Source organism: Sutterella sp. AM11-39, from assembly GCF_003472385.1.
Classification (GTDB): domain Bacteria; phylum Pseudomonadota; class Gammaproteobacteria; order Burkholderiales; family Burkholderiaceae_F; genus Duodenibacillus; species Duodenibacillus intestinigallinarum.
The window spans coordinates 52,139-66,228 of the sequence record NZ_QRLV01000003.1 but is presented as its reverse complement, the minus strand read 5'-3'; the positions used below and the strand labels follow the sequence as shown (position 1 = coordinate 66,228).

Sequence of the window (14,090 nt, the reverse complement as noted above, 5' to 3'; positions counted from 1 at the left end):
ATGGTTGCAGCTACTCTACAAATCCTTCGTCGTTACGCTTTTTTAAGGAGAGGTGCGATGACGCAGCTGATCGTACTGGTTTGCATGTACATGCTGGTTTCGATCGGAATCGGGTTGTGGGCGGCTCGCCGCGTACGCAATACCGCCGATTATGCATTGGCAGGGCGTTCTCTTCCGTTGGCTATGGTGATCACGGCCACGTTTGCCACCTGGTTTGGCAGCGAAACCGTGCTCGGTCTTCCGGGTCGCTTCATCGAAGGCGGCATTGCCGGAGTCATCGAAGAACCGTTCGGCTCCGGAATGGCGCTCATTCTGGTGGGCATGTTCTTTGCCCGCAAGCTCTACAAGATGGACCTTCTGACCATCGGCGACTTCTATCGCAAGCGCTATGGAAAGAAGATTGAGCTTGCCTGCGCCATTTTCATCATTTTGTCCTATCTGGGGTGGGTAGGCGCTCAGGTCGCCGCGCTCGGTCTGGTGCTCAATCTCGTCACCGAAGGCGCCGTGAGCGTTTCGCTCGGCATGACCATCGGCACGTTCGTGGTGCTGTTCTACACCGTGTACGGCGGCATGTGGTCAGTGGCCGTGACCGACTTCTTCCAGATGATCATCATCGTGGCAGGTCTCATCGCCGTGGCGGTTTGCGCAAGCGACATGGCGGGCGGTTTCGGGCAGGTGGTGACCTTTGCCGCTTCGCGCGATCTTTTCAACCCCTGGCCGGAAATGAGCCTCAACGGTTGGCTCTTCTGGATCTCGGCTGCAATCACGATGATGATCGGCTCGATTCCGCAGCAAGACGTCTTCCAGCGCGTGATGAGTGCGCGTGACGCCAAGACGGCGGTGCGCGGTCCGATCCTCGGCGGCATGTTCTACATCCTCTTTGCATTCGTGCCGATGTTCATCGTGTGCGCGGCGGTGCTCGCCATGCCGGGCGTGGGTGAAACGCTTCTGACGACCGATCCGCAGCGACTGCTGCCCACGCTCATTCGCGACTACATGCCCTGGTGGCTGCGCGTGCTCTTCTTCGGCGCCGTCCTGAGCGCGGTCATGTCGACGGCTTCGGCCACGATGCTTGCCCCGGCCACGACGTTCGTCGAAAACGTTCTGCGCAATTTCGTGCGCATTGAAGGCCGCGAGCTTCCCTATATGCGCATGACCCTGGTGTTCTTTGCGGTGGCCGTGCTTACCTACAGCCTCTGGTTTGAAGGTACCGCCATCTACGACATGGTGGCCATGGCCTACCAGTTCCCGGTCGTCGGCGCCTTCTGGCCGCTCGTGATGGGTCTCTACTGGAAGCGTGCCACGACGCAGGGTGCATGGATGTCGATCTTTGTGGGCGGCTCCGTCTGGGCCGTACTCACCTTCACGCCGCTCGGAGAAGTCTTCCCGTCGGTGTTGGGCGGCTTCCTTGCCGCCGGCAGCGCCATGGTTGTCGGAAGCCTCCTGCCCACAGCCTCCAACGCCCGCTACCACCGCTGGCAGGCGTCTATGCAAACGTCGGTCGCTGCCGCTTCTTAAGCGTTCGATTGACGCAAAAACGCCGACCGTTGGCACCTCTACGGTCGGCGTTTGCTTGCCCGGATCCTTGTTAACGGAACAACTCTTCCGGACGAATACCCAAATTTCCGCACTGAGCGCGCTGCATCAGGGCAGCGTCCATCAGCACCAAGGCAATGGCAGCCTCCACCACAGGCACGGCACGGATGCCCACGCAAGGGTCGTGTCTGCCTTTGGTGACCACTTCGATTTCGTTGCCCCCGATATCCAAACTCTTTAAGGGCGTCAGAATCGAAGGTGTCGCCTTAATGGCAATACGACCGGTGATCGGAGCGCCGCTTGAGATGCCGCCTAAAATGCCGCCCGCATTGTTGCTCGCAAACCCCTGCGCGGTCATCTGGTCGTTGCCTTCAGCTCCCGTGAGCGTTGCCGCCTCAAATCCGTTGCCGATTTCGACGGCCTTGACGGCGTTGATTCCCATCAAGGCATAGGCAAGCCGAGCATCGAGCCGATCGTATAGAGGACTGCCTAGGCCCGCCGGTACTCCCATGGCCTCGAATTCGACCGTGGCGCCGATGCTGTTTCCCTCTTTTCGAATCTTGCCGAGATAAGTTTCGACCTCGGCAATATTGCTGACATTGGCGGCAAAAAACGGATTGTTGTCGACTTCATCCCAGTTTTCCAGGGGAAGCTTTACCGTACCGATTGAGGAAACGCGCGCGCGAATCGTAATGCCGAGCTCGGTACTGAGCCACTTGCGTGCCACGGCGCCCGCCGCCACCGTCGGCGCCGTCAGACGAGCAGAACTTCTGCCGCCTCCCCTCGGATCCCGAATCCCGTATTTGTTCCAGTAGCTCCAGTCGGCGTGAGCCGGTCGAAATTGTCTGGCCACTTCCGAGTAGTCGCGGCTTCTTTGGTCGGTGTTTTCAATCAAAAGAGCGATGGGAGTCCCCGTTGTGACACCCTCATAAACGCCCGAAAGGATCTTGACGGCATCGGCTTCCTTGCGCTGCGTCACAAACTTGCTCTGTCCCGGACGCCGACGATCCAGATCGGGCTGAATATCGGCTTCGCTCAGAGGCATCCCGGGCGGGCAGCCGTCAATCACGCAACCGATAGCCGGCCCGTGACTTTCTCCAAAGTTTGTCACCACAAAAAGCTTTCCGATGCTGGATCCTGACATGGTTGTGTACGCTCTTGAAACGAAAACGGATGCGCCTTACTGCGCTTTGCTTTCAATTTAGCGCAAAACACGTCTGCCCGACCTGACGCAGTCATGATTTTAGCCTTACCGATACTTTTCCTTGAAGACCTTTCGTCCTAGAATCCGCCTTTTGCAAACCGATCATGTGGTCGGCCCCCTTTTTTTGCCTGTTTGTTCCGAGGTTTCTATGCTCAGCAAAGGTCTTCTGGCTGTCGGCCTTCTTTGCGTTTCCAACATTTTCATGACCTGCGCTTGGTATCTGCACTTAAAGCTCCAGACCATGAAGGTCATCAACTTCAGTGCATGGCCGATCTACACCGTCGTGCTTTTTTCCTGGGCAATCGCTCTCTTTGAATACAGCTTCATGGTGCCGGCCAACCGCATCGGGTTTGAAGGCAACGGCGGCCCTTTCAGTCTCGTTCAACTCAAGATCATCCAGGAGTGCATCACGCTCACGGTGTTTGCGCTCTTCTCCGTCGTTGTTTTCCAGAACCACTTCGGCTGGAACCACTTGGCTGCCTTCGTTTGTCTCGTGATGGCGGTTTTCTTCGTGTTCTACAAATGACAACGACCTGAGCTCTTTCCGGATCTTTTCCCAATAGGCTTGGGCAAGGCTTCGAAAGCAAATTCCGAGAATCGGCAATGCAACATCAGCCGCTCAAAAAATAAGGAAGGAGCATATGCAAAAGAGGTCGTTGCTTGCCGTAGCCATTGCCATTGACGGCGTCTTGGCCGCTGCCGTCACGAACAATACCGTCGGGAAAGCCGCTTCGAAAAAATGGAATTCATCGGCGGCTCCCGCTCAATTTGCGCGAACAAAGCAAACCGATCATGCTTGAGGTTTACCATGCGTAGGCTTCGGGTGCCTCGCCGCCCGGTCCCGGGAAGATCGTGTCAAGTTCTGCCAGATCCTCCGGTTTGAGCTTCAGATTAAGTGCTCGCACTGAGTCTTCCAGTTGTTCCAGCGTACGCGGTCCGACAATCGGACATGTGACGACCGGATTGCTCAGTACCCATGCAAGCGCAACGTCGGCTGGATCAACGCCACGCTTTTCGCAGAAGGCTTCATAAGCGGAAACGCGTTCCCTAAACATAGGATCGCGGATCGGTAGCGACGGTTTGCCGCGGCGAGATCGCTCGGCCGCCTTCTTGAGTGCTCCGGCCAAAAGTCCTCCATCAAGCGGACTGTAGGTCAAAAGGCCCATGCCTTCGTACCGGCAAGCCGGAATCACTTCGAGCTCAATTGAACGGCACGCCAGGTTGTAGCGGCTTTGTTCGCTTACCAGTCCCATCATGTGTCGACGCCATTTTGCCTCGCCTTGCGCCGCAGCGATTCCCCAACCCGGAAAGTTGCAACTTCCGACATACAGGACCTTGCCTTGGTCGATGAGTACGTCAACGGCCTGCCAGATTTCCTCCCAAGGCGTGTCGCGATCAATGTGATGGAACTGATAAAGATCGATATGGTCGGTCTTCAGACGCCGCAAACTGTCCTCGCAGGCCTGGCGAATATGGTAGGCCGACAAGCGGCGGCCGTTCGGGCCCGGAATCATGGGCTGATAGAGCTTCGTTGCCAGCACCACTTCATTGCGCTTGCCGCTTTGAGCGAGCCACTCGCCCACGATCTCTTCCGAGATGCCGTATCCGAGCGGAATGTCCGGCCGCTGCGGACCGCCGTAGACGTCAGCCGTATCGATGAAATTGATGCCCAAGTCGGCAGCTCGATCCATGATTTCAAAGGCGGATTTCTTGTCCGTACAGTCTCCGAAATTCATCGTGCCCAAGCATAAGCGGCTCACGTACAAGCCGGTGCGACCGAGTTTTTTGTATTGCATCTCTCGCTCCTGAAAAGAATTCAGATGAGAGAAGTCTAGGTACGGAACTTGTTCGAGGTCTTTGGAATAATCCGAAAAGCGTGCCCGATCCGCGCAAGTTGCAGAGTAAATCGGAAACCGTTGCCTTAAGGCTTGCTTTGGGTTGCACGGGTACACTGCGGAGCTGACAGTTTTTTCAAACAGGAACCTTCCCATGTCAGACCGCATTCAGTCCGAATGGTTCGCCGCCACGCTTGAAGACGCACTTGAAACCCTCGAAGAGGCCGTTCGTCTTCTTCGCGAAGATCCCCGCAAGGCCCAGGGCGTTCTCGAGCACGAAGTAACGCTTACCTATGCCAAGCTCAACTACGCCGTCAACACGGCTTACGACGGTCCCGCCGCGCTTGAGACCGTAGAAGACGACAACGAACTTACCGCCTGGCCTAAGTGCATGCCCTTTGCACTTCCCGCCAAAGACGCCGATTCCGAACCTTCCGCTTAAGTTTAAAAAGCCATGCAACTGCTGAAATTTGTGCCCGTTGCGGCAGCCGTTCTCACGCTTGCGGCCTGCAGCTCCGTCAACACCAAACTCGTTCACGATACGGTGCTTCCAGAATACAGTCCTGCCGCCAATATGGGCGATGTGCTCGACGTCTGGGCCGCCTGCAAAAAGGGAACTCAGAAATGGACTGAAATCAAAGAAGACGGCAAGCCCGTGGTGGTGCAGTTCGAATGTTCCGCTCAGGATTTACTGGATCTCAACAATACCATTCTGGAAAATTCCCGCACCATCAAGCGTATGCGTGAGCTCTTCGAGTTTGATGACATCAAGTACCGCGCGCAGTTTGTGGTCAAGAGCGACGGCTCGGGGTTTGATCTCGGCGGACAATACAACGACTACGTCTGGCAGGACGGCAAGAAGGCTACGCGCGAAGCCGAATTCCTGAAGCTTGCCTACGACGGCAGTCTTGCAACCGATCCCCTGCAGTACATCGACAACCCCGAAAAACTGTCGTTTACCGTGGAAAGTTATGCGCAGATCCTCGGCCCGTTCTATCTGGAGATGCGACAGGCTCGCTAGTGCAATCTGACCTTCCGATACCGCAAACCCGAGATTTTCAGGTCTCGGGTTTTTCGATTCGTCAAATTGTTTTCCAGTAGGCCAGCGCCCGAATGGGCTCCTCCCTGAAGCTCCACTCATGCTCGGCTGCAAGCGTCCAGCCCGTCTTTTCGTAATACTGCCAGTTGCAGTGCGAATCGGTGTAGAGGATCACGTTCCGGATGCCGCGGCGACGCATTTCGTCAAACGTATCGTCGATCAGAAGGCGAGCCATACCCCGCCCCTGGTACAAAGGCGACGTCATCAAAAGCTTAAGCTCGCCCTGCCATTCAAAGCCTTTGGCAATCATGTCTGCCTTGAGCTTACGGTTGGCTTCGTTGATGAGATCGTTAAACTCCACGGACTCCAGACCGAAAGGCGTGCTACGCAGGCGCGATTCCATGACGGCGGCAGCCTGACGAAAAGCGCTCGGATTTTGAATCCCCTGCTCCTGCGGAGCATTTTGATAGAACACCGACCCCAGATAGGCGGCAATGTCACCGTTTTCGCGAATCACGCGCAACCGATTGCTGGCCAGAGCCGAGCCCGCAATGTACAAGTCGGAAATATCCCTTTTTTCCTGTTCGGAGCCTTCGAGCTCCCAGCCCCACAGTTCGTCAAAAAGCTTGGCAACGCCTTCAAAGTCCTGATCCTGCCAAGCGGAAATCACTGCGCTCAAACATTCACCCCGGGAATCACATAAAAGAGGACGCTGAAAAACTGCAGCGTCGTGCCGGCAAAGACAAAAGTGTGCCAGATCGCGTGAGAAAAGGGAATTCGTTCAAAAATGTAGAAAACAACACCGACCGTATAGGCAAGACCTCCGGCCACCAGCAGCGCCAAACCGGTCGAATCAAGCGTTGAGACAAGCGGGTCGATGACAAAGACTGCTAGCCACCCCATGGAGAGATAGAGCAGACAGTTGATCCAGTCGGCCTTGTGCAGCAGTACGGCCTGCAGCGAAATACCCGCAATTGCAATAAGCCACACCGCGCACAGCAGCGCGATGCCGGTGTAACCCTGAAGTGTGATCAGGCAAAACGGCGTGTAGGAGCCCGCAATCAGTACATAGATCATGGAGTGATCCAGATACTGCAGGACCTTTTTGGCTCGGGGATTGGGAATGGAGTGATACAAGGTCGAGGCGGTGTAGAGAAACACCATGCTCGCGCCGAAGATGCTCACCGCAGCCACAACCTTGGGAGAGCCCGAATACAACACGGCAAAAGCCACCAGGACGGCAAGCCCCGCAATCGAAAGCAGAGCCGCCACGCCGTGCGTTACCGCGTTGGCGATTTCTTCGCCCACGGTGTACTGCGCGACCCCGGCGGGCCGCGTCAACATCGCCTTGATTGACATGATCGGAATTCTTCTTGTTCGTTGTATTGAATCACAGGGCGAAACCGACCGAGATCTCGATCTCACGCCTTCAACAAATCTTAGAAGCGATAAATGACAACCGACGCACACGTCAAAACGTCAGTTGGTAACAAAGCATTTCATCCGTTCGGATGATGTCCGACCGATCAAAGGATGACGGGTTCGGGTTCGAGTTCCACACCAAAGCGGTACTTGACGTTGCGTGCCACTTCTTCGGCAAGAGCTTTGATTTCGGCACCGGTCGCGCCGCCATAGTTGACGAGGATGAGCGCCTGACGTTCGTAAACACCCGCCTGCCCCATGCGCTTGCCCTTAAGGCCGCAAGCCTCAATGAGCCAGCCCGCGGCTATTTTGGCGCGAGCTCCGCCTAAAGGGTAGCTCACAAGAGACGGCGTCTCTTCGAGCAGATGCAGCATCTTGGTGCGCGTAACCACCGGGTTTTTAAAGAAACTGCCGGCATTGGGAAGGACCTTGGGATCGGGTAGCTTGCGTGCACGCACCGCACGCACGGCCTCTTCAAGTTCCTTGGCGGATTCGGGACGGCGATCGCCGAAAATGGCTTCGAGCTCCTTGTACCCGTAAACGGGGTTAAACGTCTTTGAGAGCGCAAAAAGAACGGACGTGACGATCAGATTCTTTTCGGTCGTCTTAAAGCGACTTGCGCGATAACCGTAGTCGCAATCTTCGGCCGACAACACGCGCATGGCTCGGCGATCGGGATCGAAGCATTCGACTTCAACGATATGCTCGGCCACTTCAACGCCGTAGGCGCCGATGTTCTGCACCGCCGCACCGCCGACCGTGCCGGGAATTGCCGCCAGATTTTCAATGCCGTACCAACCGCTTTCAATTGCATGCCGCACGAAATCATCCCATACGATGCCGGCCGACACCTTGACGAAATAGAATCTGTCGTTTTCGTCCGTCACCTCGATCGTGCCGCCATTCATGTGCAGCACGAGACCTTCGAAGTCCTTGGTAAAGAGCGTATTCGAGCCGCCTCCGAGCACAAATCGGGGAAGCTGCCCGTAGCGCGGATCGGCAAGCACCGAACGAATGTCCTCGGGCGTGCAGACTTGGGCGAAATATTGCGCGCTGACATCAACCGCAAATGTGTTGTAGGACTTAAGACTGACGCTCTTTTCAACGGTGGGCATAAAACTCCCTCAATCTGCTATGGATCGATCTTCTTTTGCCCGATTATAGGCGGTCAACGGGATGGCACTTTTGCAAATGTCCGCCCCTGAAACACTTGGTTTCGCTTAAGACAGAGCCGCTTCGATCTTGGCACGAACATGTGCCGGATCGAGACCACTGCGGGCCATCAGCACTTCGGTGTTGCCGTGATCTATAAAGGCGTCGGGAATGCCGAATATGAGCGTACGCGTCGTTTGACCGGCCTCGCTCAAGACTTCGAGCACGGCAGAACCCGCGCCGCCCGCCTTGATGCCCTCTTCGGCAGTCACCAGCAAGTCATGCTCGGCAGCGGCCTTGAGCACCGCTTCTTCGTCAAGAGGCTTGACAAAGCGCATGTCGACGAGCGTTGCGTCAAGCGCCTCAGCTACTTCAGTCAGGCGCCAGACCATGGAACCGAAGGCCAGAATCGCCACGCGCTTGCCCTTGGGAGCCGAAGTCGTCCGCACTGTCTTGCTCTTGCCGATTTCGACCGTCTCAGTGTCGGCCGTGACTTCCGCCCCAGGTCCTGTTCCTCGCGGGTAACGCACAGCCACCGGCGTTTGCAGTGTCCAAGCGGTGTTCAACAGCAAACGCATTTCGTTTTCATCGCTCGGCGTGATCACCGTCATATTCGGCAACGACCGCAGGAATGCAATGTCAAAGAGGCCGTGGTGCGTGCGTCCGTCGGCACCCACCAAGCCCGCGCGATCGATCGCAAAGAGCACCGGCAGATTCTGGATAGCAACATCGTGCACGATCTGATCGTAGGCGCGCTGTGCGAACGTCGAATAGATCGCCACCACCGGGTGAATGCCCGCACAGGCCAGCCCCGCGGCAAACGTCACTGCATGCTGCTCGGCAATGGCCACATCGCGGTAGCGTTCGGGAAATCTCTTTTCGAATTCCACCAGACCGGAGCCTTCGCGCATCGCAGGCGTAATCGCATAAAGCGTCTTGTCACGTTCAGCTGTGTCGCAGATCCAGTCTGAAAACAGTTGCGTGTAGGTCTTCTTCGGGGGTGCGACAGACGGTTGAATGCCCACGACAGGATCAAACTTGCCCACACCGTGATAGAGCGTCGGATCGTCTTCGGCAGGCTTATACCCTTTTCCCTTCTTCGTCTTGACGTGCAAAACGATCGGACCGTCAAGCGCCTTCAGGTTCTTTAGAAAGCTCACAAGCCCGGTCACGTCGTGACCGTCAATCGGACCAAAGTAATTGATGTCAAAACTCGAAAAAAGCGTTGAGGGCGGAGACAGAAAATTGACCGTCTGCTTTTCCACGCGTTTGGCAAAGTCCCACAGGAGCGGCACTGGCTTGAGGATGGACTTCGAGATCTCACGAGCCTTCCAGACGGGCGCCGTGCTCACGAGCTTGGCCAGATGTCCCGACAGCGCTCCTGCCGGAGGCGAAATCGAGTGGTCGTTGTCGTTGAGAATGATAAGTAGCTTGAGGTCCTTCTTGTAGACACCCGCGTGATTGAGCGCTTCCACGGCCATACCACCCGTAAGAGCACCGTCACCGATCACTGCGATGTGCCAGCGGTCCTTCTTGCCATTGAGGCTGTCAGCAACAGCCATACCGAGTGCGGCAGAAATTGATGTCGAGGAATGCGCCGTACCGAAGGCGTCGTACGGGCTTTCGCTGCGCTTCGGAAACCCGGAAATGCCGTCGGTCTGGCGCAGCGTGGCCATCGCATCGCGCCTGCCGGTGAGAATCTTGTGGGCATAAGCCTGGTGGCCAACGTCCCAAACAATGGCGTCTTCGGGGGTGTTGAAAACGTAATGAAGCGCGATTGCCAATTCCGTGGCACCGAGCGAACTCGACAAGTGACCGCCCGTCTTGCTGACGCTTTCGACCATGAAATCGCGAAGTGCGCGCGCGAGCACCGGAAGCTCTTCGACGGGAAGCTTGCGCAGATCGGCCGGAGAATTGATCGACTCCAGCATTTCCTTTCGTTCGTCAGGCGTGAGCATGCGCGCCACCTGCGTCGTATCTCGCTGATCCATCAATATTTCCTGTTGGTCACAAAAGCGGCGGCGCCGGCCAAAAGACGAAGTGCCATATCTTCAAAACAGCCTTTGGCAGCCAGTATCTGCAGAGCCGCTCCGGCTTCGTGTTCCATTTCGCGGGCGAGTTTGCGAGCCGCGTCAAGCCCCATCAGCGAGACGAACGTGGGTTTGTCGTGGGCGTCATCCTTGCCGGAAGTTTTACCGAGCGTCGCCGTGTCGGCCGTGACATCCAAAATGTCATCAATCACCTGAAAAGCCAGTCCCAGAGCCTTAGCGTAACGATTGAGTTCGAACTCAGCGGCGGCAAAAAGTTCCGGCTTGCCGGCAAGCGCGCCCATTCGAACGCTAGCCAGAATCAGAGCGCCCGTCTTGAGACTGTGCATATGGCGCAATGAAGCCTCGTTGAGGCTCTTTCCTACGCTCAGAAGGTCAATTGCCTGCCCGCCGCACATGCCATCGCGCCCGCTCGAATAGGCAAGCTCCTGCATGAGCCTAACCTTGACGGCGGGAGCCACCTGCGTTCGGGCAATGCGCAGGAAAGCTTCGGGCTGCAGCGCGTCGCCCGCTAGCATTGCCACCGCTTCGCCGTATTTCACGTGAGCCGTGGGTTTGCCGCGCCGCAGGACATCGTTGTCCATGGCGGGCATATCATCGTGCACCAGAGAGTATCCGTGAACGTATTCCACCGCGAGCGCAAGTTCGTCCAGATCGCTTTCACGCGCCTGCGTCAGACGACCGGCTGCGTACACAAGCATGGCGCGCATTCGTTTGCCGCCGTCCAAAACAGCATAGCGCATCGCTTCGGTGAGCGTTCCGAGACTGCCCTCGCGCGCATCCAGCGCCGCTTCGGCGACACCTTCGAAATGCCCGCGTTGTTCTCGAGACCAAACCTCAAATTCGGCTTTGTCAGCTTCCATCACAGCAACACCTCCCTATTGCAAAGCCGTCGTGTCGCCCGAGCCGTTGTTTTGAGCTTCCAGTTTGCGAACGCGAGTCTCGGCATCTTCGAGCTTAGCCCGGCACAGATTCACCAGTTCGGTTCCGCGCGTATAGGCTTCCACGCTCTCTTCGAGAGCAAGCTTGCCCTCTTCCATCTTGCGGACAAGAGCTTCGAGTTCAGCCATCGCCTCTTCAAAAGTCGGTGTTTTCTCGTTTGCAGTCTGGGTCATAGCAGAAGCGGTGTTGTCGGTGAACAATTCACTCGAAAACGACACCGTATCCATCTCCGTTTTTTTTCGAATTGTCGGGCGAGCCGCTTGAAAAAAGCCCACGACTCGCAACTTAGCCTTCGGATTTTATCTCACCGTGCTTTTCTTGACCTGAAAAACGCTCAGCTTCCCGATTATGCGGCTTTCAGAGCTTTGCCGCATGGAAATTTCCTTCACTAGTCTTGCGAACTTCTTCGCCAATGCACTGCGATACAATGCGGCGCAACCTACTGAAGAACAAAAAGAAAATGCGCATCTCCTTCCAACCGGTCGACAATCCCGACAAAGTCAACACACACCTGCTCTCCTGGCTTCTGGCGGCCTGTTCCATGATCGGCCCGTTTGCCACCGACATGTACCTGCCGAGTTTCCACCAAATGGCTCAAGCCTTCGGCTCCGATCTGGCAGGTGTCCAAATGACGCTTTCCTCCTACCTCGCGGGTTTTGCCGTCATGACGCTTTTCTATGGAACCATTTCGGACATGTTCGGCCGTAAGCTCACGATGGTCACGGGCTTCTTGTGTTTTTCGGCCTCAAGTCTCGGCGCTGCCACTTCCGATTCTCTCTCGATGCTTGTTCTCTGGCGTTTGTGTCAGGGCATTTTTGCCGGCTGCGGCATGGTGATCGGAATGGCCGTCATTCGTGACCTTTTCGGCGGACCGAAAGCACAGATGCTGATGGCCTACGTATCCATGGTCTTCGGTTTTGGCCCGGCGCTGGCTCCGGTAATCGGCGGCATCGTCGCCACCCACCTTTCCTGGGAAAGTCACTTCTATATTCTGACCTTCATCAGCGCAGTTCTTGCAGTTCTTTGTCTCTTGTTTCTGCCCGAGACGCTGCCCAAGGAAAAACGCATGTCGCCCCGCCTGGGAACACTACTTTCCAACTACGCCTCAGCGGCGCGGCACGGTGCCTTTATGACAGCAAACACTGCGCTTGCCGTAGCCTTTCTGGGACAGGGCGTTTTCATTGCCGGAGCGGCGGACTGGTGCGTGGAAGTCATGCATTTGTCGCCGGATGAATTTTGGAAACTCTTTTTGCCGATGGTCTCCGGCACCGTCATCGGCAGCTGGATTTCGGCTCGCATTGCCGGCCGTCTGAGCACACAAGGAACAATCCGAGTGGGCTTTTGCGTGATGTTTGCCGCTGGCGTCTTTGCCTTGTGCACCATGTCGGGCTTGTTGCCCGAAGGCATCGTCTGGGCTGTTCTGCCCTTGATGATCTACACCATCGGCATCGGTATCGTTCGTCCAGGCATGGCCCTGATTGCCATGGACTTCTTGCCGCAATCCCGAGGTCTGGCCGCTTCCATGCAAAGCTTCGTGCAGACGATTTTCTTTGCGCTGTGTTCCGCATTGCTGGTGCCTTTGCTCTTCGGTAACGGCGCACTTTACGATCTGGCAATTGCAGGTTTCGGGCTTCTGACAATCTCTCTGTGGCTCATCGCCATGAACATGCGGCTTCACAAGTCCGCGCAAAAACAACCGTGAATTCCTTTTGTAGCCACGAAAAAAGGCGCATCGGCATTTTCGCCTTTGCGCCTTTTTCGTCACTTCAGCAGGACCTCCTCCGAGGTCCGATCACAAGCAGATTAGTACTTGTCGAAGTATTCCTGAAGCTTCTTGACGTCCTTGGTCTTCGTCAGACCCAACTGCAGCAGGACGCGAGCCTTCTGCGGGTTGAGCGTGCCGGAGGACAGGAAGCCGTACTTGGCGTCGTCAACTTCAGCGTCCTTGGTGGTGGCGCCCGTCGGAACGCGAGAGCTGCGAACCACGGCAATGCCGCTCTTGGCAGCCTTTTCAAGGATCGGGAAGATGCTCTTGTGGATGTTGCCGTTACCGACACCGGCGTTCACGATACCGGCGTAACCGGCGTCAACCAGAGCCTGAGCCTGGATGCCTTCCACGCCACCATGGTTGTAGACGATGCCAACCTTCGGAAGCGTTTCGATCTTGGAAACGTCAAACGGGGTCTGGTAGGTGTGCGGACGCAGCGAGGTGGATTCGTACGTCACCTTGTTGTTGAAGATCGTGCCGACCTTACCGAAGTTGGCGGCGACGAAGGTTTCGGGCTGAACCGTGTTGGACTTCATCAAGTCGCGGGCGCCGACAACGATGTTGTTCATGGCAACCACAACACCCTGCTTAGCCGTTTCCTTCGTGGCGGCCGTCAGAACAGCGTTGTAGAGGTTACGGGGACCGTCAGCACCGAGACCGGTGGAGGGGAGCATGGCGCCAACGAGCACCACGGGCTTCTTGCACTTGACAGTCAGGTTCAGGAAGTAAGCGGTTTCTTCCATCGTGTCCGTGCCGTGCGTGATCACGAAGCCGTCGACCTTGCTGCAGTCAGCGTTGATGGTCTTGGCAAGCTTGAGCCACACGTCGTCGGTCATGTCCTGCGAACCGATCTGAACAACCTGCTTGGGAGTAACCACAGCGATGTCAGCAAGCTGCGGAACAGCGGCAACCAGATGGTTGACGCTCACCTTACCGGCCGTGTAAGCGGAACCCGTTGCCGAATTGCCGGAACCGGCAATCGTGCCGCCCGTGGCGAGCACTTCGATCTGCGGCAAAGAGGCAGCCATGGCGGCACCGCAAGCGGTAGCGATAGCAGCGGCAAGCAGAGACTTCTTAACCAAGCGCATTTTTGTTTCTCTCTCTCAAAAAAATGTTTTGGTGAGTATTCACACGCCTGCGAACA

15 protein-coding genes are annotated in these 14,090 nt (G+C 56.5%); 6 read left to right on the top strand and 9 right to left on the bottom strand.

What is annotated here, in order from left to right; translation table 11 throughout:
• The first annotated feature begins 57 nt into the window (after positions 1-57).
• On the top strand, positions 58-1,518 hold the full coding sequence (locus tag DW133_RS03600; RefSeq protein ID WP_118275282.1) for a sodium:solute symporter family protein: 1,461 nt from the start codon (positions 58-60) through the stop codon (positions 1,516-1,518).
• A 70-nt stretch (positions 1,519-1,588) separates the two neighbouring features.
• On the opposite strand, the gene aroC is transcribed toward DW133_RS03600, so the two are convergent.
• Complete coding sequence (gene aroC / locus DW133_RS03595; protein WP_118275281.1) at positions 1,589-2,680, bottom strand: chorismate synthase; 1,092 nt, start codon at positions 2,678-2,680, stop codon at positions 1,589-1,591.
• A gap of 208 nt (positions 2,681-2,888) precedes the next feature.
• On the opposite strand from aroC, the gene DW133_RS03590 reads away from it, so the two are divergent.
• Both DW133_RS03590 and DW133_RS10090 read left to right on the top strand, forming a co-directional pair.
• Positions 2,889-3,266, top strand: coding sequence for a DMT family protein (locus tag DW133_RS03590; RefSeq protein WP_118275280.1), 378 nt, complete (start codon positions 2,889-2,891; stop codon positions 3,264-3,266).
• A 115-nt stretch (positions 3,267-3,381) separates the two neighbouring features.
• Positions 3,382-3,540, top strand: a complete 159-nt coding sequence (locus tag DW133_RS10090; RefSeq protein WP_199588786.1) for a hypothetical protein — start codon at positions 3,382-3,384, stop codon at positions 3,538-3,540.
• Positions 3,541-3,543: 3 nt separating this feature from the next.
• Here DW133_RS10090 and DW133_RS03585 read toward each other — a convergent pair whose 3' ends face one another.
• Positions 3,544-4,536: an aldo/keto reductase gene (locus tag DW133_RS03585; RefSeq protein WP_118275279.1), complete on the bottom strand. Its 993-nt coding sequence runs from the start codon at positions 4,534-4,536 to the stop codon at positions 3,544-3,546.
• Positions 4,537-4,729: 193 nt separating this feature from the next.
• Here DW133_RS03585 and DW133_RS03580 point away from each other — a divergent pair, with 193 nt between their 5' ends.
• Positions 4,730-5,017, top strand: a complete 288-nt coding sequence (locus DW133_RS03580; RefSeq protein WP_118275278.1) for a hypothetical protein — start codon at positions 4,730-4,732, stop codon at positions 5,015-5,017.
• Positions 5,018-5,029: 12 nt separating this feature from the next.
• The gene (locus DW133_RS03575) at positions 5,030-5,596 is read left to right on the top strand and encodes a hypothetical protein (protein ID WP_118275277.1); all 567 of its coding nucleotides are present in this window, start codon (positions 5,030-5,032) and stop codon (positions 5,594-5,596) included.
• Between the two features lie 61 nt (positions 5,597-5,657).
• Here the strand turns inward: DW133_RS03575 and DW133_RS03570 are convergent, their stop codons facing one another.
• The 6 genes from DW133_RS03570 to DW133_RS03545 form a co-directional block, all read right to left on the bottom strand.
• Positions 5,658-6,284 (bottom strand): GNAT family N-acetyltransferase, encoded by a 627-nt coding sequence (locus DW133_RS03570; RefSeq protein WP_199588785.1) that lies wholly within the window; start codon positions 6,282-6,284, stop codon positions 5,658-5,660.
• Between the two features lie 5 nt (positions 6,285-6,289).
• Positions 6,290-6,973 carry a hemolysin III family protein gene (locus tag DW133_RS03565; RefSeq protein WP_118275275.1) on the bottom strand — a complete coding sequence of 228 codons (684 nt, stop codon included), beginning with the start codon at positions 6,971-6,973 and terminating at the stop codon, positions 6,290-6,292.
• A gap of 167 nt (positions 6,974-7,140) precedes the next feature.
• Positions 7,141-8,151: a UDP-N-acetylmuramate dehydrogenase gene (murB, locus tag DW133_RS03560; protein WP_118275274.1), complete on the bottom strand. Its 1,011-nt coding sequence runs from the start codon at positions 8,149-8,151 to the stop codon at positions 7,141-7,143.
• A gap of 105 nt (positions 8,152-8,256) precedes the next feature.
• Complete coding sequence (dxs, locus tag DW133_RS03555) at positions 8,257-10,146, bottom strand: 1-deoxy-D-xylulose-5-phosphate synthase (RefSeq protein WP_118275431.1); 1,890 nt, start codon at positions 10,144-10,146, stop codon at positions 8,257-8,259.
• Positions 10,147-10,178: 32 nt separating this feature from the next.
• The gene (locus tag DW133_RS03550; protein ID WP_118275273.1) at positions 10,179-11,099 is read right to left on the bottom strand and encodes a polyprenyl synthetase family protein; all 921 of its coding nucleotides are present in this window, start codon (positions 11,097-11,099) and stop codon (positions 10,179-10,181) included.
• A 15-nt stretch (positions 11,100-11,114) separates the two neighbouring features.
• The gene (locus DW133_RS03545; RefSeq protein ID WP_118275430.1) at positions 11,115-11,351 is read right to left on the bottom strand and encodes an exodeoxyribonuclease VII small subunit; all 237 of its coding nucleotides are present in this window, start codon (positions 11,349-11,351) and stop codon (positions 11,115-11,117) included.
• 287 nt (positions 11,352-11,638) lie between these two features.
• On the opposite strand from DW133_RS03545, the gene DW133_RS03540 reads away from it, so the two are divergent.
• Entirely contained in the window at positions 11,639-12,880 is a 1,242-nt protein-coding gene (locus DW133_RS03540) for a multidrug effflux MFS transporter (RefSeq protein WP_158571106.1), read from the top strand.
• Between the two features lie 101 nt (positions 12,881-12,981).
• Here DW133_RS03540 and ansB read toward each other — a convergent pair whose 3' ends face one another.
• Positions 12,982-14,028, bottom strand: a complete 1,047-nt coding sequence (gene ansB / locus DW133_RS03535) for an L-asparaginase 2 (RefSeq protein ID WP_369907921.1) — start codon at positions 14,026-14,028, stop codon at positions 12,982-12,984.
• Positions 14,029-14,090: the final 62 nt, after the last annotated feature.

Bases quoted from the DNA above. Each gene is read 5' to 3' on its own strand.
- DW133_RS03580 (WP_118275278.1), top strand. From the start codon at position 4,730: ATGTCAGACCGCATTCAGTCCGAATGGTTCGCCGCCACGCTTGAAGAC.
- DW133_RS03590 (WP_118275280.1), top strand. From the start codon at position 2,889: ATGCTCAGCAAAGGTCTTCTGGCTGTCGGCCTTCTTTGCGTTTCCAAC.
- DW133_RS03600 (WP_118275282.1), top strand. From the start codon at position 58: ATGACGCAGCTGATCGTACTGGTTTGCATGTACATGCTGGTTTCGATC.
- DW133_RS03540 (WP_158571106.1), top strand. From the start codon at position 11,639: ATGCGCATCTCCTTCCAACCGGTCGACAATCCCGACAAAGTCAACACA.
- DW133_RS03550 (WP_118275273.1), bottom strand. From the start codon at position 11,099: ATGGAAGCTGACAAAGCCGAATTTGAGGTTTGGTCTCGAGAACAACGC.
- dxs (WP_118275431.1), bottom strand. From the start codon at position 10,146: ATGCTCACGCCTGACGAACGAAAGGAAATGCTGGAGTCGATCAATTCT.
- DW133_RS10090 (WP_199588786.1), top strand. From the start codon at position 3,382: ATGCAAAAGAGGTCGTTGCTTGCCGTAGCCATTGCCATTGACGGCGTC.
- murB (WP_118275274.1), bottom strand. From the start codon at position 8,151: ATGCCCACCGTTGAAAAGAGCGTCAGTCTTAAGTCCTACAACACATTT.
- aroC (WP_118275281.1), bottom strand. From the start codon at position 2,680: ATGTCAGGATCCAGCATCGGAAAGCTTTTTGTGGTGACAAACTTTGGA.
- DW133_RS03575 (WP_118275277.1), top strand. From the start codon at position 5,030: ATGCAACTGCTGAAATTTGTGCCCGTTGCGGCAGCCGTTCTCACGCTT.
- DW133_RS03565 (WP_118275275.1), bottom strand. From the start codon at position 6,973: ATGTCAATCAAGGCGATGTTGACGCGGCCCGCCGGGGTCGCGCAGTAC.
- DW133_RS03545 (WP_118275430.1), bottom strand. From the start codon at position 11,351: ATGACCCAGACTGCAAACGAGAAAACACCGACTTTTGAAGAGGCGATG.
- DW133_RS03585 (WP_118275279.1), bottom strand. From the start codon at position 4,536: ATGCAATACAAAAAACTCGGTCGCACCGGCTTGTACGTGAGCCGCTTA.